The sequence below is a fragment of the Providencia rettgeri genome, assembly GCF_023205015.1.
Classification (GTDB): Bacteria; Pseudomonadota; Gammaproteobacteria; order Enterobacterales; family Enterobacteriaceae; genus Providencia; species Providencia rettgeri_E.
In genome coordinates, this window is the sequence record NZ_CP096258.1 from 3,024,015 (window position 1) to 3,048,888 (window position 24,874).

24 protein-coding genes are annotated in these 24,874 nt (G+C 39.8%); 15 read left to right on the forward strand and 9 right to left on the reverse strand.

The window, feature by feature from the left end; genetic code table 11:
- Window positions 1-9: 9 nt before the first annotated feature.
- On the reverse strand, window positions 10-1,035 hold the full coding sequence (gene galE, locus M0M83_RS13835) for a UDP-glucose 4-epimerase GalE (RefSeq protein WP_248466774.1): 1,026 nt from the start codon (window positions 1,033-1,035) through the stop codon (window positions 10-12).
- A 481-nt stretch (window positions 1,036-1,516) separates the two neighbouring features.
- On the opposite strand from galE, the gene M0M83_RS13840 reads away from it, so the two are divergent.
- Genes M0M83_RS13840 through M0M83_RS13860 form a run of 5 tightly spaced genes read left to right on the forward strand, consistent with a single transcriptional unit; the run spans window position 1,517 to window position 6,821 of the window.
- Window positions 1,517-2,230, forward strand: a complete 714-nt coding sequence (locus M0M83_RS13840) for an IclR family transcriptional regulator (RefSeq protein WP_213914340.1) — start codon at window positions 1,517-1,519, stop codon at window positions 2,228-2,230.
- 59 nt (window positions 2,231-2,289) lie between these two features.
- Window positions 2,290-3,918 (forward strand): OPT/YSL family transporter, encoded by a 1,629-nt coding sequence (locus M0M83_RS13845; RefSeq protein ID WP_248466775.1) that lies wholly within the window; start codon window positions 2,290-2,292, stop codon window positions 3,916-3,918.
- A 17-nt stretch (window positions 3,919-3,935) separates the two neighbouring features.
- Window positions 3,936-5,141 carry an aminotransferase class V-fold PLP-dependent enzyme gene (locus tag M0M83_RS13850; protein WP_213914342.1) on the forward strand — a complete coding sequence of 402 codons (1,206 nt, stop codon included), beginning with the start codon at window positions 3,936-3,938 and terminating at the stop codon, window positions 5,139-5,141.
- Entirely contained in the window at window positions 5,134-5,859 is a 726-nt protein-coding gene (gene pepE / locus M0M83_RS13855; protein ID WP_213914343.1) for a dipeptidase PepE, read from the forward strand. The genes M0M83_RS13850 and pepE overlap by 8 nt, the downstream gene beginning before the upstream one ends.
- Window positions 5,859-6,821, forward strand: coding sequence for a DUF1177 domain-containing protein (locus tag M0M83_RS13860; RefSeq protein ID WP_213914344.1), 963 nt, complete (start codon window positions 5,859-5,861; stop codon window positions 6,819-6,821). The genes pepE and M0M83_RS13860 overlap by 1 nt, the downstream gene beginning before the upstream one ends.
- Window positions 6,822-6,878: 57 nt before the next feature.
- Here the strand turns inward: M0M83_RS13860 and uhpC are convergent, their stop codons facing one another.
- Window positions 6,879-8,204: an MFS transporter family glucose-6-phosphate receptor UhpC gene (uhpC, locus tag M0M83_RS13865; protein ID WP_248466776.1), complete on the reverse strand. Its 1,326-nt coding sequence runs from the start codon at window positions 8,202-8,204 to the stop codon at window positions 6,879-6,881.
- Between the two features lie 184 nt (window positions 8,205-8,388).
- A complete protein-coding gene (locus M0M83_RS13870) occupies window positions 8,389-9,018 on the reverse strand; it encodes an NAD(P)H-binding protein (protein WP_213914345.1) in 630 nt (209 codons plus the stop codon).
- Between the two features lie 209 nt (window positions 9,019-9,227).
- Between M0M83_RS13870 and hemP the strand changes: the two genes are divergently transcribed.
- The 8 genes from hemP (at window position 9,228) to M0M83_RS13910 (ending at window position 16,560) form a co-directional block, all read left to right on the forward strand.
- Entirely contained in the window at window positions 9,228-9,401 is a 174-nt protein-coding gene (gene hemP / locus M0M83_RS13875) for a hemin uptake protein HemP (RefSeq protein WP_229597470.1), read from the forward strand.
- A gap of 430 nt (window positions 9,402-9,831) precedes the next feature.
- The gene (locus M0M83_RS13880; protein WP_248466777.1) at window positions 9,832-11,844 is read left to right on the forward strand and encodes a TonB-dependent hemoglobin/transferrin/lactoferrin family receptor; all 2,013 of its coding nucleotides are present in this window, start codon (window positions 9,832-9,834) and stop codon (window positions 11,842-11,844) included.
- A gap of 25 nt (window positions 11,845-11,869) precedes the next feature.
- Window positions 11,870-12,919, forward strand: coding sequence for a hemin-degrading factor (locus tag M0M83_RS13885; RefSeq protein WP_125894040.1), 1,050 nt, complete (start codon window positions 11,870-11,872; stop codon window positions 12,917-12,919).
- A 15-nt stretch (window positions 12,920-12,934) separates the two neighbouring features.
- Window positions 12,935-13,756, forward strand: a complete 822-nt coding sequence (locus tag M0M83_RS13890) for a heme/hemin ABC transporter substrate-binding protein (protein ID WP_125894042.1) — start codon at window positions 12,935-12,937, stop codon at window positions 13,754-13,756.
- Window positions 13,753-14,754, forward strand: coding sequence for a FecCD family ABC transporter permease (locus M0M83_RS13895; protein WP_213914347.1), 1,002 nt, complete (start codon window positions 13,753-13,755; stop codon window positions 14,752-14,754). The genes M0M83_RS13890 and M0M83_RS13895 overlap by 4 nt, the downstream gene beginning before the upstream one ends.
- 2 nt (window positions 14,755-14,756) lie before the next feature.
- A complete protein-coding gene (locus tag M0M83_RS13900; protein WP_213914348.1) occupies window positions 14,757-15,545 on the forward strand; it encodes a heme ABC transporter ATP-binding protein in 789 nt (262 codons plus the stop codon).
- A 302-nt stretch (window positions 15,546-15,847) separates the two neighbouring features.
- Complete coding sequence (locus tag M0M83_RS13905; RefSeq protein WP_213914349.1) at window positions 15,848-16,060, forward strand: HEAT repeat domain-containing protein; 213 nt, start codon at window positions 15,848-15,850, stop codon at window positions 16,058-16,060.
- Between the two features lie 281 nt (window positions 16,061-16,341).
- Complete coding sequence (locus M0M83_RS13910; RefSeq protein ID WP_213914350.1) at window positions 16,342-16,560, forward strand: HEAT repeat domain-containing protein; 219 nt, start codon at window positions 16,342-16,344, stop codon at window positions 16,558-16,560.
- Window positions 16,561-16,650: 90 nt separating this feature from the next.
- On the opposite strand, the gene fghA is transcribed toward M0M83_RS13910, so the two are convergent.
- The 5 genes from fghA to M0M83_RS13935 form a co-directional block, all read right to left on the reverse strand.
- Entirely contained in the window at window positions 16,651-17,487 is an 837-nt protein-coding gene (gene fghA, locus M0M83_RS13915; protein WP_248466778.1) for an S-formylglutathione hydrolase, read from the reverse strand.
- A 10-nt stretch (window positions 17,488-17,497) separates the two neighbouring features.
- The gene (locus M0M83_RS13920) at window positions 17,498-18,610 is read right to left on the reverse strand and encodes an S-(hydroxymethyl)glutathione dehydrogenase/class III alcohol dehydrogenase (protein ID WP_102137454.1); all 1,113 of its coding nucleotides are present in this window, start codon (window positions 18,608-18,610) and stop codon (window positions 17,498-17,500) included.
- 15 nt (window positions 18,611-18,625) lie between these two features.
- On the reverse strand, window positions 18,626-18,898 hold the full coding sequence (gene frmR / locus M0M83_RS13925) for a formaldehyde-responsive transcriptional repressor FrmR (protein WP_004261729.1): 273 nt from the start codon (window positions 18,896-18,898) through the stop codon (window positions 18,626-18,628).
- A gap of 168 nt (window positions 18,899-19,066) precedes the next feature.
- Window positions 19,067-19,984 (reverse strand): bestrophin family protein, encoded by a 918-nt coding sequence (locus M0M83_RS13930; protein ID WP_213914353.1) that lies wholly within the window; start codon window positions 19,982-19,984, stop codon window positions 19,067-19,069.
- Between the two features lie 185 nt (window positions 19,985-20,169).
- Window positions 20,170-20,496, reverse strand: coding sequence for a DUF1090 family protein (locus M0M83_RS13935; protein ID WP_248466779.1), 327 nt, complete (start codon window positions 20,494-20,496; stop codon window positions 20,170-20,172).
- A gap of 549 nt (window positions 20,497-21,045) precedes the next feature.
- Between M0M83_RS13935 and M0M83_RS13940 the strand changes: the two genes are divergently transcribed.
- Window positions 21,046-22,143 carry a fatty acid desaturase family protein gene (locus M0M83_RS13940; protein WP_125894056.1) on the forward strand — a complete coding sequence of 366 codons (1,098 nt, stop codon included), beginning with the start codon at window positions 21,046-21,048 and terminating at the stop codon, window positions 22,141-22,143.
- A 371-nt stretch (window positions 22,144-22,514) separates the two neighbouring features.
- On the forward strand, window positions 22,515-23,459 hold the full coding sequence (locus M0M83_RS13945) for an ATP-grasp fold amidoligase family protein (protein WP_248466780.1): 945 nt from the start codon (window positions 22,515-22,517) through the stop codon (window positions 23,457-23,459).
- A gap of 70 nt (window positions 23,460-23,529) precedes the next feature.
- Here M0M83_RS13945 and M0M83_RS13950 read toward each other — a convergent pair whose 3' ends face one another.
- Window positions 23,530-24,672, reverse strand: coding sequence for an MFS transporter (locus M0M83_RS13950; protein WP_213914361.1), 1,143 nt, complete (start codon window positions 24,670-24,672; stop codon window positions 23,530-23,532).
- Between the last annotated feature and the right edge of the window lie 202 nt (window positions 24,673-24,874).

Genomic DNA, 24,874 nt, shown 5'->3' on the forward strand with positions numbered 1-24,874 from the left:
ATTTATCTCCTAAACCTCATAGCCATTGGGATTATTTGATTGCCAACGCCAGCTGTCAGTCGCCATATCCTCTAGGGTTCGCTCCGCTTGCCATCCGAGTTCACGGTATGCTTTTTCTGGTGTTGACCAATATTCTGCGATATCCCCAGCACGGCGTGGTTCAATCACATAAGGAATGGCTTTTCCAACTGTTTTTTCAAAGGCGTGCAACATCTGCAAAACACTGGTGCCGTTACCCGTACCTAGATTGTAGCAATGTAATCCTGCTTGATTGCCAACCCCTTGCAGGGCAGCAACATGGCCATCAGCCAAATCCATAACATGAATATAATCACGAACTCCTGTTCCATCCACCGTAGGGTAATCGTTTCCATAAATCACCAATTTTTCTCTTTTTCCTATCGCTACTTGGGTGATATAAGGCGTTAAATTATTTGGGATCCCTTGCGGGTCTTCGCCTATTAAACCTGATGGGTGGGCACCAACCGGGTTGAAATAACGTAATAATGTTAATGACCATGACGGATCCGAGCGAAATACATCAGATAAACAACGCTCAACCATATATTTACTGGTGCCATAAGGGCTTTGAGTATTACCCGTTGGAAACGCTTCAGTGATAGGTAAATGGCTGGGTTCACCATATACCGTGGCTGACGAACTAAAAATCAAACTTTTCACGTTTGCTTCTTGCATACAGCGCAGTAATACCAATGTTCCATTGAAATTAACATCATAGTATTTAAGGGGTTTTTCTACCGATTCCCCAACCGCTTTTAACCCTGCAAAATGAATAACTGAATGAAATTGATGAGAAGAAAAAACAGAGGAGAGCTGTTGCTCGTTTCGGACATCATATTGATAAAATACCGGACGTACACCGGTTAATACCTCAATACGATTAAGCACTTCTTTCTTTGCATTACACAAATTATCTATAATAACTGGTGATAGCCCTGCTTTTATCAATTGAACACAAGTATGACTACCGATATATCCAAGCCCACCTGTAACGAGTATTTCAACCTGTTGCATTTCTCTTCCCCCAATACCGCCTAAATTACAATCTGTCTTCCAACGTACCATTGCTACGGAGTATAACAACGAGTTGGGATAAGATTCTGTGATCAATCTCGACTTAGTGTAAACGTTTACACAAAAATATAAAATAGCCTATTTTCTCAATGGATGGGCCCTATCAAGAAAAACAGCCTGCTTCTCTTACTCTCACCAATACCTCATTTAGCTATTTAGTGCTTTCTATTGTTTCGCTAGTAGGAACAACTCAGAACTAAAAAAAACATATTGATTTCATATGATTAAAGACAACATGAAAAAATTAGATAAATGTGGCCGACTGTTTTAGTGATCTACTTAACATCGCAGCAACAAACCATTTACTTTGCATATTATTTCATCTAAATATGTCTGTGTTATTAAACGGCACACTGTTCCTTTATCAGGAACAACAATATAACAATAGTGCTAATTCAATTGATGGCAGACAGGGGAAGCGATGAATAACCGACTACAATCCGCTGGGTTCGTATTAACCTTGTTAGATTATTTTTCAATCAGAAAGCCCGTATGGGGAGTGCGAGAACTAGCTCGCCATCTTGATAAAAGCCCTTCCGTTGTACAGCGAGGTTTTAATATTCTCGAAGAGCAAGGTTTCTTACAAAAAAATAAGAATAAAGAATATTTATTAGGTTTGCGATGTATTGAAATTGGTCATTTAGCCAATAACACACGCCAGTTTTCACAATTAGCGAGTGACTACTTACGCCCACTCGCTGATAAAACCCATGAAACTATATTTATTTATCGCCGTTACAATGATATCGCTATTTGTAATTTTATTTTAGAAAGCGACCATCTTATCCGCTTTACATCGAAAGAAGGGGAAGCGTTGAGCTTACATGAAGCCCCATTTACACAAATTATTTTAAGCTCAATGGGTATTTCTTATATTGATGAATACCTTTCTAAATATAATTTGCAAAATAACACCTTACTAAGAAAGCAATTAAGTCTCTATGCTGAAGAAGGATATGCATATTCAAAGGAAGCTTATTTAGCAGGAACGCAAGGGTTATCCGTTCCTATATTTTCTTTTGAAAAAGGTGTTTTAGGATCTTTATGTATTGCAGCATCAAGTCAAAGTAAAAATTTAACTGAGTATTACCCTTTATTAAAGTCAACAGCCAATAAGTTATCCGCCATATTTTAATTTATGGAAAATATAGGATAAAAGTAGTTATTAATTATTAAAATAAAATAGGTAACTCTATGAATATATCTCACGATAAAAATGATACTGAGGTACGTGTATCTATTTTTTCTCCAGCACTACTCATTGCAATAATTATTTTATCTTTTGTCGGTGCTATTATTGGTATTCAAATTATTGTCACACTAGGAATATCCGCAAATACATCAATAATCGGAGCTGTTCTCGCCATTTTATTATCTCGCATCCCACTTTCTATATTCGCATCATTTAAATTTATCGATGCACAAAATTTAATTCAAACCAGTATCTCTGCAGCAACCTTTGCCGCAGCAAATGGCTTAATAGTTGCCATTGGTGTGCCATGGGCATTGGGTATACCTGAATTAATTTACCCAATGCTGGCAGGTGCTTTCATTGCGATTATCATTGATGGCACGATTTTATATGGCTTGTTTAATACCCGAGCCTATCCTGCCAGTGCCTCTTGGCCTGCTGGTGTTGCCACCGCGGAAACTTTGTGGGCAGGAAACAAAGGTGGGAAACGACTAGGTGCATTACTGACTGGCTTTGCTGCAGGAGCTATTGGTGCAGGTTTTGGTATCCCAATGGCGTCTGCAGGTATTGCTTTGATTGGCAGTATTTTCGCATTATTCATGTTTGCTATTGGCCTACTCATTCGTGGTTTTTCTGAGTCAGGACTAATTACCTATAATTTATATGAAAACTATGTCCCGCATGGCGTGATGATTGGCGCAGGTATCGTCGCATTAATCCAAATTGGTGCCATTGTTTTTCGCAACAAAAAAGACAGCCAGCAACAGAACGAGGAAAGCGATGAACTGCGCCATAGTAGCAAACGTATCAAATCAACCTTAATCAAGGGCGCAACATTCTATTTTTTAACCGCACTAGCACTCACATTTATTAGCCAAATATTTATCACAATGACATTACCTCAGCTTATTGGATTCCTTATTTTTGCGACCTTAGCCGCGTTAATCCAAGAGATGATTGTGGGCATGGCGGCAATGCATTCTGGTTGGTTTCCAGCAACTGCAGCCGCTCTTATCTCATTGATGATTGGTATTTTATTAGGTTTCCCCCCTGAGGCATTAGCCGTTTTAGTCGGTTTTTGTGCCGCAACAGGCCCCGCCTTTGCCGACATGGGGTTCGATCTAAAAACGGGGTTTATGATCCGCGGTTATGGTAAAAATCAATCTGCAGAATATTATGGTAGAAAACAACAATATTTTGCCGCTATTATCGGCTTTTCCTGCGCCTTAGTCGTCGTTGCTCTCACATCTGATTTTTATTTCGAGCAAGATAAAATAGTTCCTGCATCAAGGCTTTATGCCGCAACTATCCAAGCGGGTAGCTCATCAAATGTCGCTATGATGTTATTATTGTGGGCAATACCTGGTGCCATTATTCAGTTAATTGGCGGTGCTAAAAACCAGATTGGCGTACTCTTTTCAACTGGCTTAATGATTAACTATCCTATTGCAGGTTGGACTGTTCTTACTGCACTCGCAGTTCGAATTATCATTGAGCGTTTCTTCAATATCAGTTCCGATAAAATTTCAACTTTCGCTGGTGGGCTTATTGCCGGCGATGCTCTTTACTCCACGGCTAAAGCTTTCCTGCCAACTCTTAAAGCAAAACTGCTTTCCTTCTGGGTTAAATAATTTTATAGGAAATAATAATGACGAATATCTGGTTACAAGTGCAAAAAGACACTCTGGTTTCACAACACTATGCTTACTTTGATACGGGTGCCGCTGCACCACCACCAAAACCCGTAATAGAAGCCGTAAAACGTTATCTTGATAAAACCGCGGAGCAAGGGATTTATTTACCGAGTTTTCGCAAGCAAACCTATGATCAAGTTGAAATTTGTCGGCAAAAGTTGGCTGCATTTATCGATGCAAAACCCAGTGAAATTGCATTCACTAAAAATGGTACAGAATCTATTAGTTTAATTGCCAGAGGTATTTCTTGGCAAGCTGGCGACGAAGTCATAATTCCTGATACTGAGATGCTCAGCAATATTGCAATCTGGCAGTTATTAACACATGAAAAAGGGATAAAAATTATTAAGGTGAGTGCTGACAGCTATGGTGTCATTTCACCTGAATCTATCGAGCAAGCGATAACCTCTAAAACAAAGCTCATCAGTTTCGTTGCGTTATCCAACATAACGGGGGTAATTCAACCCGTACAGGCAATTTGTGAAATCGCTAGAAAGCATGGCGTACTTAGCCATGTTAGTGCTTCACAAGCACTTGGTATGTATAACGTTAATGTACAAACGTGGCAATGTGATTTTATGTCTTCTTGTGGCCGAAAAGGGTTAAGGGCCATAGAAGGGAGCGGCATTCTCTTTGTTCGTGAACCGTTAGTCCCACTATTAAACCCAACACTCGTGGGTTGGTGGAATAGTTCAATTGACCCAAAAACAGGTGACGTCATTATACCTCAAACGGCAAAACGGTTTGAAGCGGGCTGCCCTAATGTTCCTGCCATTATTAGTTTAGATTCTGCTTTAGACTATGCCGTCAATATCGGTATTGAACAAATTGAAAGCCGTAACCAGACACTCACTCAATATGCTATGCAGCAATTATCTCTACTTTCTGGCATCGAAATTTATGGTCCTAATAATAGTCACCAGCGAATAGGAATTATTCCATTTAATATTAATGGGATTTCCTCTGATGTCTTAATGCAAAAATTAGAAGCTAAAAATATCATTATCGAATCAGGCCATTTTATGGCAACGGCAATTTTAAAATTCTATCAAATAGAAAAAATGGCTCGTTTATCACTTCATTATTTTAATAGTGAAAAAGAAATCGATTTATTAATTAATTCAATGAAAGAAATAAAAAAGGAATATGAGAATGACTAACGCATTATTAATGAGTAGTTCTCGCATGAGGAATATGAATTACTTACAACATGCTGACGAACAAATCCATCGTTTATTGCAACATAAAAAACAACACATTTTATTTATTCCTTATGCCGCAGTTACATTCAGTTTTGATGATTTTGAATCAATTGTACAACCCGTATTTAATGCATTAGGTTATGAATTAACGTCAATTCATCACTTTAGCGACCCTGTCGTGGCAGTCAAACAAGCACAAGCTATTGCTATTGGTGGTGGAAACACCTTCGCCCTATTAAAACGCCTATATGATGCCAAAGTAGTAGAGTTGATTTCACAGCGAGTGAAACAAGAAAATATTCCCTATATGGGATGGAGTGCAGGTAGTAATGTCGCAACACCGACTATACGCACCACCAATGATATGCCAATTGTCCAACCACCTTCATTTAATGCGCTGAATATTTGCCCATTTCAAATTAACCCACACTTTATTTCTGGTAAACCAGTTGGTCATAATGGGGAAAGTCGTGAAGAGCGTTTAAATGAGTTTTTAACGATTAACCCCACAGAAGAATTGATCGCACTGTATGAAGGTACCGCATTATTTATAGAAAATGATCATGGGACCATTTTAGGTGATCAAAATGCCTTATGGTTACGCGCTCCTAATAAGATCGAAGAAATTCCCACCAATAAACCATTTAAATTAGATATCATTAAAGGAGCACAATAATGTCCTTGAATTATCTAAGTCAAGTTTATGACCTATTAGACACCCCTGATGTTGATGGTGAAAAAATGGCTGCATTACTTCATTCTGTTAATTCAAATCAATCTATTAGCTCAAATGATGCCATCATCACAGTTACCTCGATTCCTTATGAATTTCCAGAGGATACGAGTAAATTATGCCATTTCATTAAAGTGCTGATCCCTGGCTCTGAGGGTAAACACCGTGGAGGCCCTTACCCGACTTTAGGCATTATCGGTCGTTTAGGCGCACAACAGGCACAACCGGATCGTATTGGGCTGGTTTCTGATGCAGATGGTTCAATTGTTGCCTTTGCCAGCGCAATGAAACTGTTGGATATGGCGGCGAAGGGGCAACGCCTCAAAGGAGACGTCATTATTAGCTCTCATATCGCCACTCACGTTTCGATTACCCCTCATGATCCTGTTGATTTTATGGGGATGCCAGTTTCATCCAATACCATGAACCGATATGAAGTCGATGAGCAGATGGATGCAATTTTATCCATCGATACTTCAAAGGGAAATAGCATCATTAAACAGCGAGGTATTGCTATTTCCCCCACCGCTAAGCAAGGCTATATTTTACGTGTCGCACCTGATTTAGTGCGCTTACTGGAATATGCTACAGGGGATGTCGCGAAAACGTTCCCTATCACCACACAAGATATTTCCCCTTATGATAACGGTGTTTATCATTTTAATTCTATAATGCAACCACATGTTGCAACACACGCCCCCGTTGTTGGCCTTGCCATTACCGCTAAATCGATTGTTCCTGGCTGTGAAACAGGTGCAAGTTATGAAAGCGAATTAATTGATGCCACAAGGTTTACGGTGGAAGTTGCTAAACAATTTTGCTGGGATAAAATTCGATTTTATCAGCAAGATGAATATGAAACGCTTTATGATTTGTATGGTTCATTAGCTCAGATTCAGGGGTAGCTCTCAAATGAAAAAAGCCCACATTTGTGGGCTCTGTTGCTAACAAACCAGTCTGCATTAACCTTCTACGCTAACTTTTTTCTTCGTCATTATCATTGCAATAATTAATAACAAAATTAAGAAAATTGATAGAGTTAATAACAAGGAGTAGAAACCATTCCATTGGTATTTTTCAATGACGATTGATAATGGATACCCTGCAATTGATGCACCAATATAGGCAAACAAGCTAACAAACCCTGTTGAAGCGCCTGCGGCATTTTTATGCGAGTTTTCAGCGGCTGCCATCGCAATCAAAAATTGAGGACCAAAAATGAAGAACCCAGTCATAAAGAATAAGAAAGAAAATACATATTCGTTATCAACAGGAACAATCCATAAACAGAATGACGTGATAATAATCCCGAGCGCATAAATGACATTCATTTGCGCACGATTTCCTTTAAAGATTAAATCGGAGCCCCATCCTGCAACAATCGCACCAAAGAAACCGCCAATTTCAAACATCATGACGACAGCATTGGCCGACAATAAATTAAAACCGTGCTCTTCAATTAAATACAGGTTTGCCCAGTCATTTATCCCTGTTCTGACGATATAAATCACTGCATATGATATAGCAAGAACCCATAACACTTTATTTTTAAAGATATATTCGTTCAATATTTTGCCTAAAGGTAAACCCGCCCCTTTGGCTTCATATTTTAATTCTTCAAGATCATTTCGCCATTCACCAACCGTCGGTAAGCCCATTGTCCGAGGCCTATCACGTAATAAAATACATAATCCAATACCAATCACAATGGCAATAATTCCCGGAATGATCATCCCATAGCGCCAGCCAAGGGCTAATGCGACACCGCCCGATAGAATTGGAATTATCGCGCCACCAATATTATGTGATGTATTCCAAATGGCCCACCAAAGCCCTCGTTCATTACGTGAATACCATGTGTTAAGTATTTTTGCACAAGGCGGCCAACCCCAACCTTGGAAAAAGGCATTTACCATCCACAACACGATAAACATACTGATTGAAGAGGTTAGCCCAAACAGGATGTTTACAACGCCTGTTGCTATCAAGCCAATCCCCATAAAATAACGTGGATTTGAACGGTCACCAATGATGCCAGAAAGAAATTTAGATGCCCCATAAGTCAGGTAAAATGCGGTTCCAACCATCCCTATATCGGCCTTTGTAATACCTAAATCAGTTAGCATTTCAGGCATAACAAAATTAAAGCTTTTGCGTGTGAAATAAAAAACGGCATAGCCAATATAACTGACAATCATTAAGTGTAATCGCCAGTATTTATATTTAGCGTCGATTTCAGATTTCGACATTGTGACTGGTATATCTGGTTGTTCTTTAAATATTGACATATTCAACCCCGGCTAAAAGTACAAGCAGGCAAAAATATGACAATAATTTAGTGGTAACAATAAGTGAAAACACCTAATTGTTACATTTTTATTACAGTTTTATTACAGAATGTTACCTTCATCAAAAAATGAATATTTTTATCTATTCCCTATAACACTCAAAAGAAAAATGAACTACCCAGTGTTATATAAGCTGTTTAGATGAAATAACATGAACCCCTTTAGTGGGATTTATTGCAGCCTCAAATAATGCTTTCGCAATATTTGTTGCGGGGCTAACTTGGCAGCTCGCGGGCAATATAGATGATAGACAGGAAATAATACGGATCACAACGACTTCACCCAAACGCACTTTTTGGCGGTCACCACTAATCACATTCGGGCGAACTAAAGTTAAAGAATCAAACCCCAGTGACATTAAATCTTGTTCAAGCTGCCCTTTCACTCGACTATAGAAAAATGGTGACTTCGCATTTGACCCCAACGCAGAAGTCAATACAAATGTTGGGCAATGCCATTTTTTGGCCAGCTGTGCACAGGTTAATGGATAGGTGTAGTCTACTAGGCGAAATGCCGCCTTCGAGCCCGCCGCTTTGAGGGTTGAGCCCAGCGCACAAATCACAGCATCGACTTCCCATAATGCAGCGTCGTCCGGTAAATGATTAAAATCTACAATAGGTGCTTGTAATTTCTCATGTTCTGCTAATGCATATCGTGTTGGCGCTATCACCTGAGTCACACGCGAGTCAGCAAGTGCCAATGATAAAACATGGCTGCCCACAAGGCCTGTCGCACCTAATAGTAATATTTTCATTTTATTCACCCATGCAATGAATGGATACATTCGATTATAGCCCGGCCAGTGAGGATCCACTAGATTAATGCTGTTTTTTCGTACTAACTTAGTTATTTGTGGCTCTTTTGTTGTTTGATTGTGAAAATTGCTTGATATTAACAACTATTCTAAAGATAATCATTCTCAATATCATTTCGATTATCAACAAACTTAGTATGGTAAATAATATGACAGCCCCAGTTGCAGAAAATACCGTCGAAACGGCAAAACACACCGTAAAAACTGACGTGATAGAAAGCCAACAATTATTGGGCCCTGCAGGTAAGGTCTCAATTCAACATAATGGCGAGCTTTATCAATTGAGACAAACACGTACAGGTAAGTTGATCTTAACTAAGTAAGCCAGACCCAAAATAAGTCGTACCAAAATTTAATTCGCAAGCCACCTAGAGCAATTATCCAGGCAGCCAGCTTAATCTAAACATAGGAAAAGGTTTCTTATGGAGTTTAAACTGACGTCTGTATTTCACATTTGTGCTGCTAAATATCGAACTAGCAAGGATAGCCACTCGATACCTGACTATCGCACAGCGGTAGCGTTAATGTGCCACATCCAAAGTAGTACGGCTAACCATAAAACAATAGCCTGCTATTACCTCAGCTTTATAGCTTCATTATTTGTTTACTCCTCTTGCTATGTTCAGACACTACTTACATGCAATTTTTCCTGTGTCATACCGAATTCAGGTCCTCCAGACCAACTCAACGTCATCAATTAATACGAATTCACTCTGCTTAATACAGATAAAAACTATATGGAGTATCACAATTATGTCCCCTGTTTTGCGAATGTCAGTCCTGACCAGCGCCATCTTAGGCGTGATAGCAAGTGCTCACGCACAAACACCAGAGCCAACACCCAAAAAAAATCATCATGATGTGATGACCGTCTATGCGACAGGGAGCGAACGTGACAGCTTCGAAACCCCGATGATGGTCACAGTGATCAAAAATAATTCACCTGAAACAAAAACGGCCAGCACGGTCAATGATATTTTACGTAAAGTCCCAGGGATTGGCGTCACGGGAACCAGCCGAGCGAATGGACAAGATATTTATATGCGTGGGTTTGATCGACGCGGCATTTTGACTTTGGTTGATGGTATTCGCCAAGGCACAGATACAGGCCACGTCAATGGCACCTTTATCGACCCTGCCTTGATTAAACAAGTTGAAATCATTCGCGGCCCTTCTGCTCTACTCTATGGCAGTGGTGCTATGGGCGGTGTGATTGCTTGGGAAACTGTTGATGCCAAAGACTTGTTGCGTGAAGGCCAAGGCCACGGTTTCCGTGTCTTTACCGAAGCCGCTACTGGCGATCATAGTTTCGGTTTCGGCGGCACTGCGTTTGGCCGTAGTGATAACCTTGATGGCCTCTTCAGCTTTGTTACCAAAGAAACTGGTAATGTCCGCATGAGTAATGGCGATGACATGAAAAACAAAGAAACCATCGGTAACCTGCTGGCGAAAGGTACATGGCAAATCGATGATGCACAGAAATTATCAGGCCAAATGCGTTACTACAACAACGATGCCAATGAGCCTAAAAACCCGCAAGAAATTAATGCAGGGAGTGACAATCTAAAAGTGAACCGCACCACCCGCCAACGTGATGCTCAGCTGACTTATCAAATTAAGCCAGGTTCACAGGACTGGTTAAATTTTAAAGTCACGCCTTATTACTCCGATATAAACATTACGGCAAAAGGCCAAGGAACCCCCTATGAAGGCCGAACACAAAAAACCTATGGCATAAAAGCAGATAACCGCTCTAACTTTTATGACTTGCCATTAGCGTCGCATAACCTAACTTACGGCAGTGAAGCTTATAAGCAAAAACAAACTCCTTATGCTGCCACCACCCAATTCCCCGATGCGGACATCACCTTTGCATCCGGCTTTTTACAAGATGAAATTAGCCTAAAAGATTTGCCTGTTTCCTTTATTGTCGGTACGCGTTATGACCACTATAAAGCCACATCAGATGGCAATGAAGATGTGAAAAAAGGCAAATGGTCATCTAAAGGTGCCGTTAGCATTACACCAACAGAGTGGTCAATGCTATTTGCGTCATATTCAGAAGCCTTCCGAGCCCCTTCCATGATGGAAATGTATAACGACGAGGTCCACTTCCAAATGGGGCCAATCGTCAATAGATGGAGACCCAATCCTAACCTGAAACCTGAATCAACCCGTACTGCTGAGTATGGATTTGGCTTACGTTTCGATGACCTATTGATGGATCGTGACAACCTGCAATTTAAAGCCAGCTATTTTGATACCAAAGCGAAAGATTACATCAACACATATGTGAATGTTGATAGATATGTTCTGCAAAATAACTACACCACATCAATCAATACTAAACGTGCCAAAATTTGGGGATGGGATGCCTCAATGGATTATAAAACAGACTATTTCAACTGGAGTTTGGCTTATAACCATACTGAAGGAAAAGATGAATCTAATGGAAAATCCATCACATCAATTAAGCCTGATTCTGTCACCAGTAATCTGGCCGTGCCTATCTCAGACAGCGGTTTTTCCGTGGGCTGGTTAGGCGAATTCACACGCCATACTGAATTCAATAAAGCTTCTAAAGCAGAACAACAAGCCGGCTATGCCGTACATGACTTCTACGTCAGCTACCAAGGTGACGGGCAACTCAAAGGGTTAGGAACCAGTGTCGTATTAGGCAATGCTTTTGATAAAGAATATTACTCATCACAAGGCATTCCTCAAGATGGACGTAATGCCAAGCTGCTTGTCAGCTTCCAATGGTAATTCACACAATATTAAGGAGATAAACGTGAATTCAGCACTTTACGAGCGTTACCAACAAGCAAAAACAGATAACAAAGCCAAATACGCTCGCGATCTCGCCGCCTATTTAAATGTATCTGAAGCTCAGCTGCTGCATAGTCGTGTTGGCCACGACAAAGCGGTTCGTTTAAACGTCGATGCCCCCACTTTATTGACAGAATTAGCCACTGTTGGAAAAGTGAAAGCGATTACCCGTAACGAGTATGTGGTTCATGAGCAAGTTGGCCGTTATGACAATGCGACATTTAGCCCCCATGGCGGTTTGATTTTAAACCCTCGAGCTCTTGATTTACGGATGTTTTTTAGCCATTGGGACGCTATATTTGCTTTGACAGAAGACAGCAAGCACGGTGAACGTCACAGTATCCAATTCTTTGATAAACAAGGTGATGCACTACATAAAGTTTACACCACCGATGAAACGGATATGGCGGCATGGCAAGCACTGATTGAAAAATACGCTACGCCAGACAATGCCGAGTTAACTCACGAGCCTGCGGCTGCATTTACTAATCAGCCCGTCAGCGAAGAACTGAAACAACAGTTAGAGCAAGAGTGGCGCAACATGACGGACGTTCACCAGTTCTTTGTTCTGCTCAAAAAAAACAACCTCAGCCGTCAGCAAGTTTTCGCTGCGGTTAGCGATGATTTAGCGTGGAAAGTGCCTAATGATTCCTTCAATCAGCTGATTAATACTGCGTTCAAAGATCAAAACGAAATTATGATTTTTGTGGGCAACCGCGGATGTGTGCAAATTTTTACTGGTGAAATCAAAAAAATCATGCCATATCAAAGTGAAGGTTCAGACTTAAAGTGGCTAAATATTTTCAATCCTGATTTCACCTTGCACATGATTGAAAATGGGATTGCCGAATGCTGGGTCACACGCAAGCCAACACAAGATGGCCATGTGACTAGCCTTGAAGTCTTCGATAACCAAGGAAATCAAATCGCACAAATGTATGGGCAGCGTACGGAAGGGACTCCAGAGCAAGAGCAATGGCGCCAACAAGTCACCGCATTACCCCGCATTTAAAATAGGTAACTTATTATGAAACAATGGCTTCTAATCTTATCAACGCTGTTTATCTCTTTTGGTTCTTATGCAGCAGAACGTATCGTCACCTTAGGGGGTGATGTGACGGAAATTGTGTATGAACTCGGAGCACAGGAACAGCTCGTCGCCCGTGACAGCACCAGCCTTCACCCAGAGCAAGCCACCAAGCTCCCTGATGTGGGCTATATGCGTATGCTTAACGCAGAAGGTGTGCTGTCAATGCGCCCGACTTTAGTCCTTGCGAGTGAGTTAGCCAAACCCTCAATGGCTCTCTCGCAAATCGAAAAAAGTGGCGTAAAAATTATCAAGGTGACAGGGAAACCCAGTTTAGAAGCCATTCCAGAAAAAATTACCACCATCGCTAACGTGGTCGGTAAAACAGAGCAAGGAAAGCAATTAGTTGATCAATTTAACCAACAGCTCAGCCAAGTAAATACAACTCCTATCGATAAAAAAGTCCTGTTCATTATGAGCCACGGTGGTGTTATGCCTTTAGCAGCAGGACGGCACACAGCGGCAGACAGCGTGATTAACGCAGTCGGTGCAAAAAATGCCATGAGCAGCTTCGACAGCTATCGTCCTCTATCCCAAGAAGGTTTGCTATCAAGCCAACCCGATTTAATCATTTTCACCAAAGAAGGGGTTAAATCATTAGGCGGAATAGAAAAAGTGTGGAAATTACAAGGAATGTCAATGACCCCCGCGGGGAAAAATAAAGCGCTTCTGGTTGTTGATGATGTCGGCATGCTCACCTTCAGTTTAGGTACGCCTGAAGTCATGAAACAACTACGTGAGGCATTAGAAAAATCCCAATGAGTCGCTTTAAAAACCCATTTTTGGTGATTATCGTTTTATTGTTCGCACTTGGTGGCTTAGTTCTCATCGCGTCGAATGCAGGCGCAATGAACTTTTCATTAAAAGCACTGTGGCAGGCATCTGCCACAGACTCGGATTGGCAGATATGGCTGAATATCCGCCTTCCTCGTGTGTTAATTGCCATTTTAGTCGGCCTTGCTTTGGCGGTGTCTGGTGCCATTATGCAAGGGTTATTTCGTAATCCCCTCGCCGATCCGAGCTTGCTCGGTATCAGCAGCGGTGCAGCCCTATCCGTTGCTGCATTTATTGTTTTCTCGGTTTCATTGCCTACCGTGATGCAAGGATATGGCCATGTTGCTGCCGCTTTTATCGGTAGCCTAGCCGTTTCTTTTATTATTTTTAGCTTAAATCGCTCATCAAATGGCAACCTCGCAAAATTACTTCTTGCGGGCATCGCTATCAATGCCCTGTGCATGTCATTCATTGGTGTTCTTAGCTATATCAGCAATGACCAACAACTCAGAACATTTAGCTTATGGATGATGGGGACACTCGGTAATGTTGATTGGACATCATTGACCATCGCAGCTTCCGTTATTCTGCCTATTTGTGCTATCTGCTTAATGCAGGGAAATAAACTCAATATTCTGCAATTAGGGGATGAAGATGCACATTACCTCGGGCTTAATGTCGAACGAACCAAATTTATTTTATTATTCCTCAGTGCCATTTTAGTCGGTTGTGCTGTTGCTATGAGCGGTGTTATTGGTTTTGTCGGCCTCGTTGTTCCGCACCTCATTCGTATGACGCTTGGGCCTGATCATCGTTGGCTCATTCCTGGTTCCGCTATCGTCGGTGCGGGGTTATTACTGATTGCCGATACTGTCGCGAGGACTGCGGTTGCACCTGCTGAAATTCCTGTTGGTTTACTGACAGGGTTAATTGGTGGCCCCTACTTCTTATGGCTCATTTTGCGACAGCCTGCAGGGAGGATCTAAAAATGCAAACAAAACCGTTCTTGTTAGAAGCACAAAATTTATCGTATAAAATCAGTGAAAAGACGCTTATAGATAATGTGAGTTTATCTATTGAGCAAGGGGAATTCGTGGTGATTATTGGCCCCAATGGCGCGGGAAAATCCAGCCTATTAAAATTGCTAACAGGCTATAACACTCCAACTCATGGCACATGCTTTATTGAAGGCCGAGCGATGCTTGACTGGGACCATAATGCATTAGCGCGAAAACGTGCCGTCATGAAACAACATAGTCACTTACAATTTGCTTTTACTGTTGAAGATGTTGTTGCGATGGGGAGAACCCCCTACGGTTCAGAACATAAACACACCGCCATCGATGAAGCCTTATCACAAACCAGTTGCCAATCACTACGCCAGCGAGACTACCGCCAGCTTTCAGGGGGGGAACAGCAACGCGTTCAATTGGCTCGAGTATTAGCGCAATTATGGCAACCCACAGCTCAACCCGCTTGTTTGTTTCTTGATGAACCCACTTCAGCGCTTGATTTATACCACCAACAACATAGCTTACGGTTACTACATCAACTTACCCGTCAACGACCGTTAGGCGTTTGCTGTGTATTACATGACCTGAACCTAACCGCGCTATATGCAGATAAAGTGTTATTAATTCATGATGGGAAGTTGGTCGCCCAAGGCTCCCCTACCGATGTTTTAACAACTGAAAACTTAACGCGTTGGTACCAAGCTGACCTCGGTGTAACTCAACACCCTGAAAATAATACACCTCACATTTATTTGCGCCACTAACTCAAACTTAACAAGCACTTTATCTAACTCGTTTTAAAGGTTAAGTGCTTTATTACTTCAGCCTGACAAAATAATTATCAATTCATATTTATTTTTATATTCAACCAATAGTTTTAATAATTTTAATTTTTCATATCACCAACTTTACTCCTTTAATGCACTTTAGATAATAAAGCAGTTATTAACCTCCAAACGCGTAGAATTTATATAATGTATTAATAAAACATTATATTTCAAAAATAAATTTCAGGTAACTTCACTTAGAATACCTTAGCATCGCGTAAGTATTTCAAAGGGTTTACATGGAAAATAACATTATTGAAACATTAATTGAGTTAACACATCGAGGAAATGATGATGTTAAAATTGCAGCTATTTCTGCTTTAGGTGATTATAAAGTCACCGTTGAACAACGAAATGCAATCAACCGCTTACTTGAACTCTGTAAAGACCCGAATAGAGATGTCGCAGTGTCCGCCATAAAAGCATTGAGTAAACTCTCTGAGCATTTTTAATATACAATTAACATCCTTCCTCAATACTTTTCTTAAAACCAAAAGATTTTAATTGGATCCCCCTATCTCTAAAGCCACTAACGGATGAATAGCTAGTCGTATTTCTGCCTATTTATCCGTTATTTCAATTACTCCCATATTAACCAAAACTCAGATTAGTTGTGTTTTTTGATATTAATAAATTATTTATTTTCGTAGCATTCCCAATATTGCAATTAATATCTCAAAAACACATGAGTTTTAATTAACTTATTTAGTGATACTCATAAGTAGGATAATAAATGGATAACAAAGTCATCAGTACATTACTTGATTTAACAAAAAGAAAAAATGATGATGTAAAAATAGCTGCCATATCAGCGTTAGGTGATTGTAATATACGGCCAAAACAACATAATACGATTAATCGGCTGCTTGAATTATGTAATGACCCAAATAAAGATGTCGCAATCAGTGCCATTAAAGCAATAAGCAAGCTCTCATACGGGGGCTTCGAATAGCGATTTAGTCTTATTATGGTAAAATCATAGAGATAGTCAGGTGAAACCCGTTATTGGTCCCACCTAACTATATTTAGCAATTATCGTTATTTAGCAAATATCGTTTAAATAGCGTGCATGGAATGCAATATGCTCACCAATAAAGCTACTAATAAAGTAGTAACTGTGATCATAGCCATCCCGTAGATTCAATCGATATTCAAATTGCTTTTTGTCACAAACACCGGCAAATAACTCAGGTTTTAATTGCTCTTGATAAAAAGGATCCGCAGTGCCTACATCCACTAAAATAGGTGGGATCGCCTCAGATTTTCTAATCAATTCAACGGTATCATATTGGGACCAACTCTCCGTTTCTTCCCCCAAATAAGCCATAAAGGCTTTTCGTCCCCAAGGAACTTGGGTTGGCGCAACAATCGGAGAAAATGCAGATAAACTAGAATATCGCCCTGGATTGCGTAAGCCAATCATTAAAGCCCCATGCCCTCCCATCGAATGACCAAAAATAGCGCGTTTATCTGTTACAGGCAGATGCGTTTCAACTAAATCGGGTAACTCAGACACAATATAATCATACATCCTGTAATGATTGCGCCATGGCGCTTGCTGAGCATTCACATAAAAACCAGCACCTTGCCCTAAATCATAGGCTTCGTCATCAGCGACCTCTGCACCACGAGGACTGGTGTCTGGTGCAATTAGGATCACGCCATATTCTGCCGCAAATTGTTGGGCTCCCGCCTTAGTGATAAAGTTTTGTTCATTACAGGTTAACCCTGATAACCAATAAATCACTGGGCAAGCCGCTGTTTTCGCTTGTGGTGGTAGGTAGACGGCAAACTTCATTTCACAGCCGAGTACGGTGGATTGATGTTGATAAACATCCTGCCAGCCCCCAAAGCACGCATGGCGTTCAATTCTCTCCATCAAAGACTCCTTAATCATAGTGAATAACGGTGCGGATTGATTTACCTTCATGCATTAAATCAAATGCGTCATTAATACTCTCTAACGGCAATGTGTGCGTCACAAATGGAGACAGCTCAATGTCACCCTTCATGGCATCTTCAACCATTTTTGGCAATTGACTACGGCCTTTCACACCACCAAATGCGGTGCCACGCCATGAACGCCCTGTTACTAATTGGAATGGGCGAGTTGAAATTTCTTGCCCTGCTCCAGCAACACCAATGATAATCGATTGGCCCCATCCCCTGTGTGCACTTTCAAGTGCGGCACGCATAACATTAACATTACCAATACATTCAAAAGTATGATCAACACCCCACTGGGTTTTCTCAATCAGTACTTGCTGAATTGGCTTATCAAAATCGTTAGGATCCAAACACTCTGTCGCACCAAATTGACGTGCTAATTCAAACTTAGATGGGTTAGTATCAATGGCTATAATGCGGCCAGCCTTTGCTTGTCTTGCCCCTTGAATAACCGCAAGACCAATACCTCCGAGCCCAAAAACAGCAACAGAGTCACCTTCTTGTACTTTCGCCGTATTATGTACAGCACCAATACCGGTCGTCACTCCACACCCTAATAAACACACTTCTTCATGGTTGGCTTGAGGGTTAATTTTCGCCAAAGAAACTTCAGCAACCACCGTATACTCGCTGAATGTTGAACAACCCATATAATGGTAAACTGGCTGCCCATTATAAGAAAAACGGGTTGTTCCATCTGGCATCACACCTTTACCTTGTGTTTCCCTAACAGAGACGCATAAGTTTGTTTTACCTGATTCACAAAAAACACATTTTCCACATTCTGCTGTATAAAGTGGAATGACATGATCACCTACGCTAACGCTAGTAACACCTTCACCGACTTCCACAACAACACCTGCACCTTCATGCCCCAATACCACAGGAAATAAACCTTCAGGGTCATCACCTGACAATGTAAAAGCATCCGTATGGCAAACCCCAGTGTGGCTAATTTTAACTAACACTTCCCCAGCCTTTGGTGGCATGACATCAATTTCGACAATTTTTAATGGCTCACCGGGACCAAATGCGACTGCTGCACGTGATTTCATCGTTATTCCTTCTTTTTACCGCAAATAAGTTCGAATTAATGAGATAGCATCGTCTACAGAGTCTTTTTGCAACTGTGTTGTCGCAGACTCTTGAAGCCCTTCCCGTAAATGACTTTCTAATACCCCGGCCATCAGACCGTTAACGGCCCCTCGAATAGCGGCGATTTGTTGTAAAATGGCCGCACATTCAACTTCATCTTCCAAGGCCGACTCCAAAGCAAGTAATTGACCTTTCAATTTTCTGACCCGTGTAAGGACAGCTTTTTTTTCTTTTGGGGAATGTGGCATATTTAAGCCCCTTTAATATACATAGGGGGAGTATAGTATTGGTCGGATTATCTGTACAGAATTCCTTATTTTTATGACCCGAAAAGACAAAATAATACCCAGTGGAAAAGTAAAACAGTAAAACACCAATATCGAGCTTTACTGTCTCCAATTAGGAATAGATCAACGTTACAACAAGTTGAAGTATTTATCTGGCTGGTACTGAGGGGGAAGTGGTTGAATATCTAACATATCCAATGCATTACGCTCAATACTATTACAAATGGCATTAAGCGGTAAATCATTTGCAGCAACCCCAAATGGGTCTTCAAGTTCTTCCGCTAATGCGTCCCACGCTAAGAAAGTATAAGAAATAAAAACAGACACCAATGGCGTCATAAAATGTAAGTCAACGACCAACGCAAAAGGAAGTAATGAACAAAATAAGTAGACTGTTCGCTGTAAAATGAGTGTATAAGCGAATGGGATCGGTGTATTAGAAATACGTTCGCAACCACCGAGTACCTCCGATAACGCATTAATATCTTTATTAATGGCTTGAAAAAGTACATCACTGATGACTTTTTTATCACGTAATTCCCCCACCTTTAGGCCTATCTGCAATAATATTCGGCTAGTGGGAAACGGGCTCTGGATAACCTCATCAAAAACAGCTCGGGGCAGCAACCTATACAAATCAATGATTGGGCTGGTTTTTCTTAATTCATGTTTAAGGCTCCAACCAAAAGCGATCAATAAATTCGCGAACTCCTTCTGTTCTACGGGATCATTGGGTAATAATCCTTTAATATTCCTGAGAATATTTCTTTGGTTGATCAATAACGAAGCCCAAAGCGTTCGAGCCTCAATCAAGCGGCTATAACATGCATTATTACGAAAACCTAGGAATATTGCGATAGCAATCCCTAGTAAACTAAAAGGGGCAATCGTTAAGTGTATACCTAATCGTTCGTACCATTGAAAACTGAGTACGGCCACGATAGATATCATTATATTTAGAGAAAGCCGAAATGTTATTTTTGACAGTACAGAACCATGCCAGTCGAATAACCGAAAAAACCAGTGTTGATGAGGGCGAATAACCATAAGAAGACATATTGTGTTAAGAAAACGACATTAACTTATTATTTCATTGATTAATTCAATACGCTAGCGCCAAACAAAAAATTAAAGTAAAAGTTACTATAATTATAACAAGTGACAATTGCGCTAAATTCATCTAACACGGTTTATTTTATAAATAATATTGGGTTTTAATATTACCTATTACATTACTTTTTAGCAGCTTTTAAGCGTTCAATTTCATCTTGTAGCGCCTCTATCTGCTGCTCTAAATGATCAGTTTCAGTAAAACTATATCGATGATTTAGTTTAGTTGGGCCTGTCGCTCCAGAATAATGGTCATAGCAATTATTTTGCACATTTGAAATCGCACGCTCTAATCCTGCAACCCTATTTCGATTTCCATGCATTTTGGCATATTTTAGTTGTTTCTCTAGTTGATAGATTTTTTTATCACAACCATAGTATTTATAACTTGCTTGAGCATATACTGGAATAATCAGTGTTGATAAAATTATTAACAGTATTTTTTTCATGTTACATTCCTAATTCAAGAAATAATTTACCAGTGACTATTTCATCATTTTGATACATTATTAATATAGGCAAGCTCCTAATTTAACTTAAGCGAGATAAATATAACACGCAATTCGTATAAAACCACCAAAAATGGTAACATTAATTTATTGTTAACTTGGGAAACTAAGTGGCGATATTTTTTCACATGATTTATTACAGACAGACATATTTTTCCTTGATACCTTAAGGCTAAAGGATTTCTCTACAAGGATGTAGCCCGTTTTTGGTATTTATGTAGGTTGAAAATACGTGCATTTACTGAGTTGCTAACAAAAAAACACATCAATTTAATTAACTCATATTTAATCGATTATTCTACAAAATTATCCATTTATATTTATTTCCATCAAAAACACTTATTTAAATTGTCGAAATTTATTACTTTCGATGAAATCTGATTCAGAATAGGTCGAAACGTTCTTCCCCTGTCATATTTATTTTGCGACGATTAACTTAGTATGGATATACTCTTTGATTAAAAGAAGATAACATCAAATGAGAGTCGCATGCATCACACTGAATTCGAACTCACGTTCTCAAATGCTAACGAACAACAATTTCATATCGCATTAAAACAAGCAAGTCAGGAATATCTGCAAGCTAAACAAGATCACGTGTATGCCAGCCTAGCTGACCTTACTGTAATCGGGGTCTTATTTATTGTTGCCCTTCTGAGTTATCTTCCGACAATCATGACAACATCCACCTCAATTTACATATTGTCCTATTTTGTATTTGTTTTACTTATCATGCTATTAAATGTAATTGGCCAGCACGATGCCTGTCACAATACCCTGTTTAAATCAGGCTGGAAAAATCGGTTATTTGGCCGTTTAGTCACATTACCTTTAGGCTTAGAGCCGGAGTTTTGGCGTACACGTCACGTTCATTATCACCATCACTACGCCAACATCGAACATTACGATTTAGACACGGAAGAAAATGGTATATTCCGCCAAACGCCATTTCAACGGTGGCGGCCTTTTATGAAATATCAGCATATTTATTGGCCTTTCATTGCATCGTTGTCACTCACATGGATTGCTCTCGTATTTGATTGGTCCGATAGGACTGGGAAAACACGCTTAAAGGCGCAGAAAGTACTCGAGGGTAAACTGGGTTGGGGGCTATTTTTAGGCAGCAAAATATGCCATTTAATACTGATGCTTGGCATTCCATTATTCGTAGCTCACAACCATGGGATCAGCTTAACAACAATATTTATCACTTATTTGTTGAGCCAAATGGTCGCATCCATTTTTGTCATTTATCTATTACTAGGTACACATTGGGCAGAGACACAGTTTTTCACTGCGCCTGAAGATAAACAAATTAAGCATGGCTGGTACCACCATAATTTTGTCACGGCTTGTGACTGGTTACCTACCCCTCATTATTTATGGCGCTTAACAGGAGGATTAAACTACCACCTTACACACCATATTTTTCCTCACTGGCATCATCGTCACTACCCTGCTTTAGCTCAAATTTTAGCTAGGCTAGCGCAGCAATATGATATGCCATACCGCTGTATTGATTACAAACAACTCGTTGCGGCCCAAATACGATTTCTAAAAAAAATGGGGCAACCGCCATTACAGTAAGAATATTAGTCATTTTGAAAATAATAACCTTCTCAATTATTATCTCTGAGCCCACGGGTTTAGAGATAACATCTAAATAAACCCTTAAGGTTTATCTTCCTTATCTTTGTTACACTTAAAATAAGCAATAACCTTATTATTAGTGACGAATAATTAAAACAATTGATTGACTTGTTGATATAAGTTCAGACAAATACCGGTTATTATTAACAAAATGACCTTTATTTATCTTTTGTTTACTATTTATTTATTAAAAAATTATTAAATTGCTCGTTAGATTTATTGAAGCTTTATTTAAGTTATAAAAAATATAATCAAATAAAAATTAGATTTCATTTACACACTACAATTTTAGAATGGTTGGTGCTCGCATGAAAAAAGCAGAGTATTTTATAAAAAAATTACGCTCACTCATTATGAGTGATAAAATCTATCTCTCTAATAAATTTGCTAAAAAACTCAATTATCGCCCTGATTTTAAAGTACCCAAAAGCTTTAATGAGAAAGTAAACTTTAGAATGCTACGAGATAAAAATCCATTATATTCACAATATGCGGATAAACTTACGGTTAGGGGATATATTTCCCGAACAATAGGAGATGAATATTTAGTTCCTATTATAGCCACTTATAAAAATACCGATGAAATCGATATAAATAAACTGCCAGAGCGTTTTGTTTTAAAATGTAATCATGATAGTGGCAGTAGCATTATTTGTCGCAATAAAGCACAATTTGATTGGCCAAAAGCTAAAAACAAATTGGATTTTCACTTAACTAAAAATCTTTACTATATTACCCGTGAACGCCATTATAAAACGATTCCCGCACAAATTATGTGCGAAGAATATATTGATTTATTTGCTAATAAAAACCGAAAGTTAGTGCCTGAAACATGCAGGATCCACTGCTTCTCTGGTAAGCCTGTCTATGCAGAGATTGACTACTCCGACGAATTTGGCAATGAATTTATTAATATTTACGATACCAACTGGCAATTGCAACCCGTGACTTTTGGTTATCCAAACATGATGGAACCTGTACCTGAGCCACCATTATTCAAAGAAATGTTACGATTAGCAGAAATACTCGTCACACCTTTTGATTATTGCCGAGCTGATTTTTTGATGTCTAATGAAAATACGTTGTATTTCAGTGAACTCACTTTCGCTCCAAATGCAGGTAGAACTGAAATATCGCCGCTATCATGGGATTTCAAATTGGGAGAGCTTTGGGAACAACGTATTGTCCGTAACACAAGGCATTTACCTATTGAAGCACAACTGGCACCTTCAATTGCAAATAAAAAGAAATAATTAGAACGTAAAAAAGGCTCTGAGATTACTCACAGAGCCTTTTATTTGCCGGTTTTATTTATCGACAAAATTAATTTGCTAACACGCTGGCTTTGCGACGTAAGCTGGCAATTAACATATAAATTGCAGTCACTAGCAGCACAATAAAGAAGAAATTCACTAACCCATTATATTGGCCTAAAAACGTCCCCGCAGCGATAGGTCCCATCGCTGAACCAATACTGTAACTAAACAGCATCACTTGGGTTGCAGCAACAATGTAAGAGGAATCTAAGCCATCACACGCTAGCGTTATCGCCACTGGATATAAGGCAAAAGTTGACATGCCGAGTAATCCTAAAGCGACAATCATCACCAAATAATCACTCGAAATATAAATAACTCCCATAGCAAAAACACCTAATAATGAAACCATGGCAAGCAATAAGGTTTTACTCATTAAAATAGATAATTTGCTAACAACTGGCTGTATTAACATCCCACCAAGAATAATTGAAGCCATCAACACCCCCACTTGATCGGTGGTGAACTGGTCTTTTTTCAATGATAACGGCATTAACCCATAGATAGTCCCCATGGTAATTCCAGAAACCATACAACCAATAATTGCAGGTTTACTTAAACGAGCAATTTTCTTCAATGAGAGTTTTTGATGTGAACCACTATCTGGCTGGCCTTGACGTACCAATAACGGTGGCATGACCGCCAATAATAATAGTCCTAATACCACCATAAACGGATAAGTACCCTGAGTTCCAATGACACCAATAGCAAGCTGGCCAAGGGTTGTTCCGCCATACAATGACGTCATATAAAAACTTAAACGTTTAGCGCGCTCTTTCGGATTGTCACCAATCAATAACCAAGATTCAACCACCACAAAAATCCCCGCCACTGCTACCCCCGCAATTAAGCGATTCGGTAACCAAGCTTCAATGGTTGGTGCCCATGGCAGTACGATAACTGTCGCGGCAAGCATCAATAAGAAACCTATAAATGCAAGGCGATGGCCTATTTTGGCAATAACGGGTTCAATTAACATTGAGCCAATTAATAGACCAATATAATACGCACTCGCTAACCAGCCCGCATATTGCGTATCAATACCAAAGCTTCCCATCGATAATGGGATTAAACTCATTAAATAACCCGATGCAATAGCAAAAATCGTTAACCCTGCAACAGGAACGAATGCATTGTCGCGTTTGCGCATGATAGTAGTGGACTGATTCACGCCCCACTCTCCAACTAACAAAATAAATAATATGCGCTGCAACTACATCGTAGAATACGACAACATTGTGTTCCTAATTAAAGAACACATTTCGGCGATTAGTGCAGTAGTAAAAAAACAAAGATAAGACTAATTTGAGCGCAATATAGAACGTTCAATCATGAAGTTAAAATGAGAAAAT

Coding starts and splice junctions, on each gene's coding strand:
- galE (WP_248466774.1), bottom strand. CDS start 1,035: ATGCAACAGGTTGAAATACTCGTTACAGGTGGGCTTGGATATATCGGT.
- M0M83_RS13840 (WP_213914340.1), top strand. CDS start 1,517: ATGAATAACCGACTACAATCCGCTGGGTTCGTATTAACCTTGTTAGAT.
- M0M83_RS13845 (WP_248466775.1), top strand. CDS start 2,290: ATGAATATATCTCACGATAAAAATGATACTGAGGTACGTGTATCTATT.
- M0M83_RS13850 (WP_213914342.1), top strand. CDS start 3,936: ATGACGAATATCTGGTTACAAGTGCAAAAAGACACTCTGGTTTCACAA.
- pepE (WP_213914343.1), top strand. CDS start 5,134: ATGACTAACGCATTATTAATGAGTAGTTCTCGCATGAGGAATATGAAT.
- M0M83_RS13860 (WP_213914344.1), top strand. CDS start 5,859: ATGTCCTTGAATTATCTAAGTCAAGTTTATGACCTATTAGACACCCCT.
- uhpC (WP_248466776.1), bottom strand. CDS start 8,204: ATGTCAATATTTAAAGAACAACCAGATATACCAGTCACAATGTCGAAA.
- M0M83_RS13870 (WP_213914345.1), bottom strand. CDS start 9,018: ATGAAAATATTACTATTAGGTGCGACAGGCCTTGTGGGCAGCCATGTT.
- hemP (WP_229597470.1), top strand. CDS start 9,228: ATGACAGCCCCAGTTGCAGAAAATACCGTCGAAACGGCAAAACACACC.
- M0M83_RS13880 (WP_248466777.1), top strand. CDS start 9,832: ATGTCCCCTGTTTTGCGAATGTCAGTCCTGACCAGCGCCATCTTAGGC.
- M0M83_RS13890 (WP_125894042.1), top strand. CDS start 12,935: ATGAAACAATGGCTTCTAATCTTATCAACGCTGTTTATCTCTTTTGGT.
- M0M83_RS13895 (WP_213914347.1), top strand. CDS start 13,753: ATGAGTCGCTTTAAAAACCCATTTTTGGTGATTATCGTTTTATTGTTC.
- M0M83_RS13900 (WP_213914348.1), top strand. CDS start 14,757: ATGCAAACAAAACCGTTCTTGTTAGAAGCACAAAATTTATCGTATAAA.
- M0M83_RS13905 (WP_213914349.1), top strand. CDS start 15,848: ATGGAAAATAACATTATTGAAACATTAATTGAGTTAACACATCGAGGA.
- M0M83_RS13910 (WP_213914350.1), top strand. CDS start 16,342: ATGGATAACAAAGTCATCAGTACATTACTTGATTTAACAAAAAGAAAA.
- fghA (WP_248466778.1), bottom strand. CDS start 17,487: ATGGAGAGAATTGAACGCCATGCGTGCTTTGGGGGCTGGCAGGATGTT.
- M0M83_RS13920 (WP_102137454.1), bottom strand. CDS start 18,610: ATGAAATCACGTGCAGCAGTCGCATTTGGTCCCGGTGAGCCATTAAAA.
- frmR (WP_004261729.1), bottom strand. CDS start 18,898: ATGCCACATTCCCCAAAAGAAAAAAAAGCTGTCCTTACACGGGTCAGA.
- M0M83_RS13930 (WP_213914353.1), bottom strand. CDS start 19,984: ATGGTTATTCGCCCTCATCAACACTGGTTTTTTCGGTTATTCGACTGG.
- M0M83_RS13935 (WP_248466779.1), bottom strand. CDS start 20,496: ATGAAAAAAATACTGTTAATAATTTTATCAACACTGATTATTCCAGTA.
- M0M83_RS13940 (WP_125894056.1), top strand. CDS start 21,046: ATGCATCACACTGAATTCGAACTCACGTTCTCAAATGCTAACGAACAA.
- M0M83_RS13945 (WP_248466780.1), top strand. CDS start 22,515: ATGAAAAAAGCAGAGTATTTTATAAAAAAATTACGCTCACTCATTATG.
- M0M83_RS13950 (WP_213914361.1), bottom strand. CDS start 24,672: ATGCGCAAACGCGACAATGCATTCGTTCCTGTTGCAGGGTTAACGATT.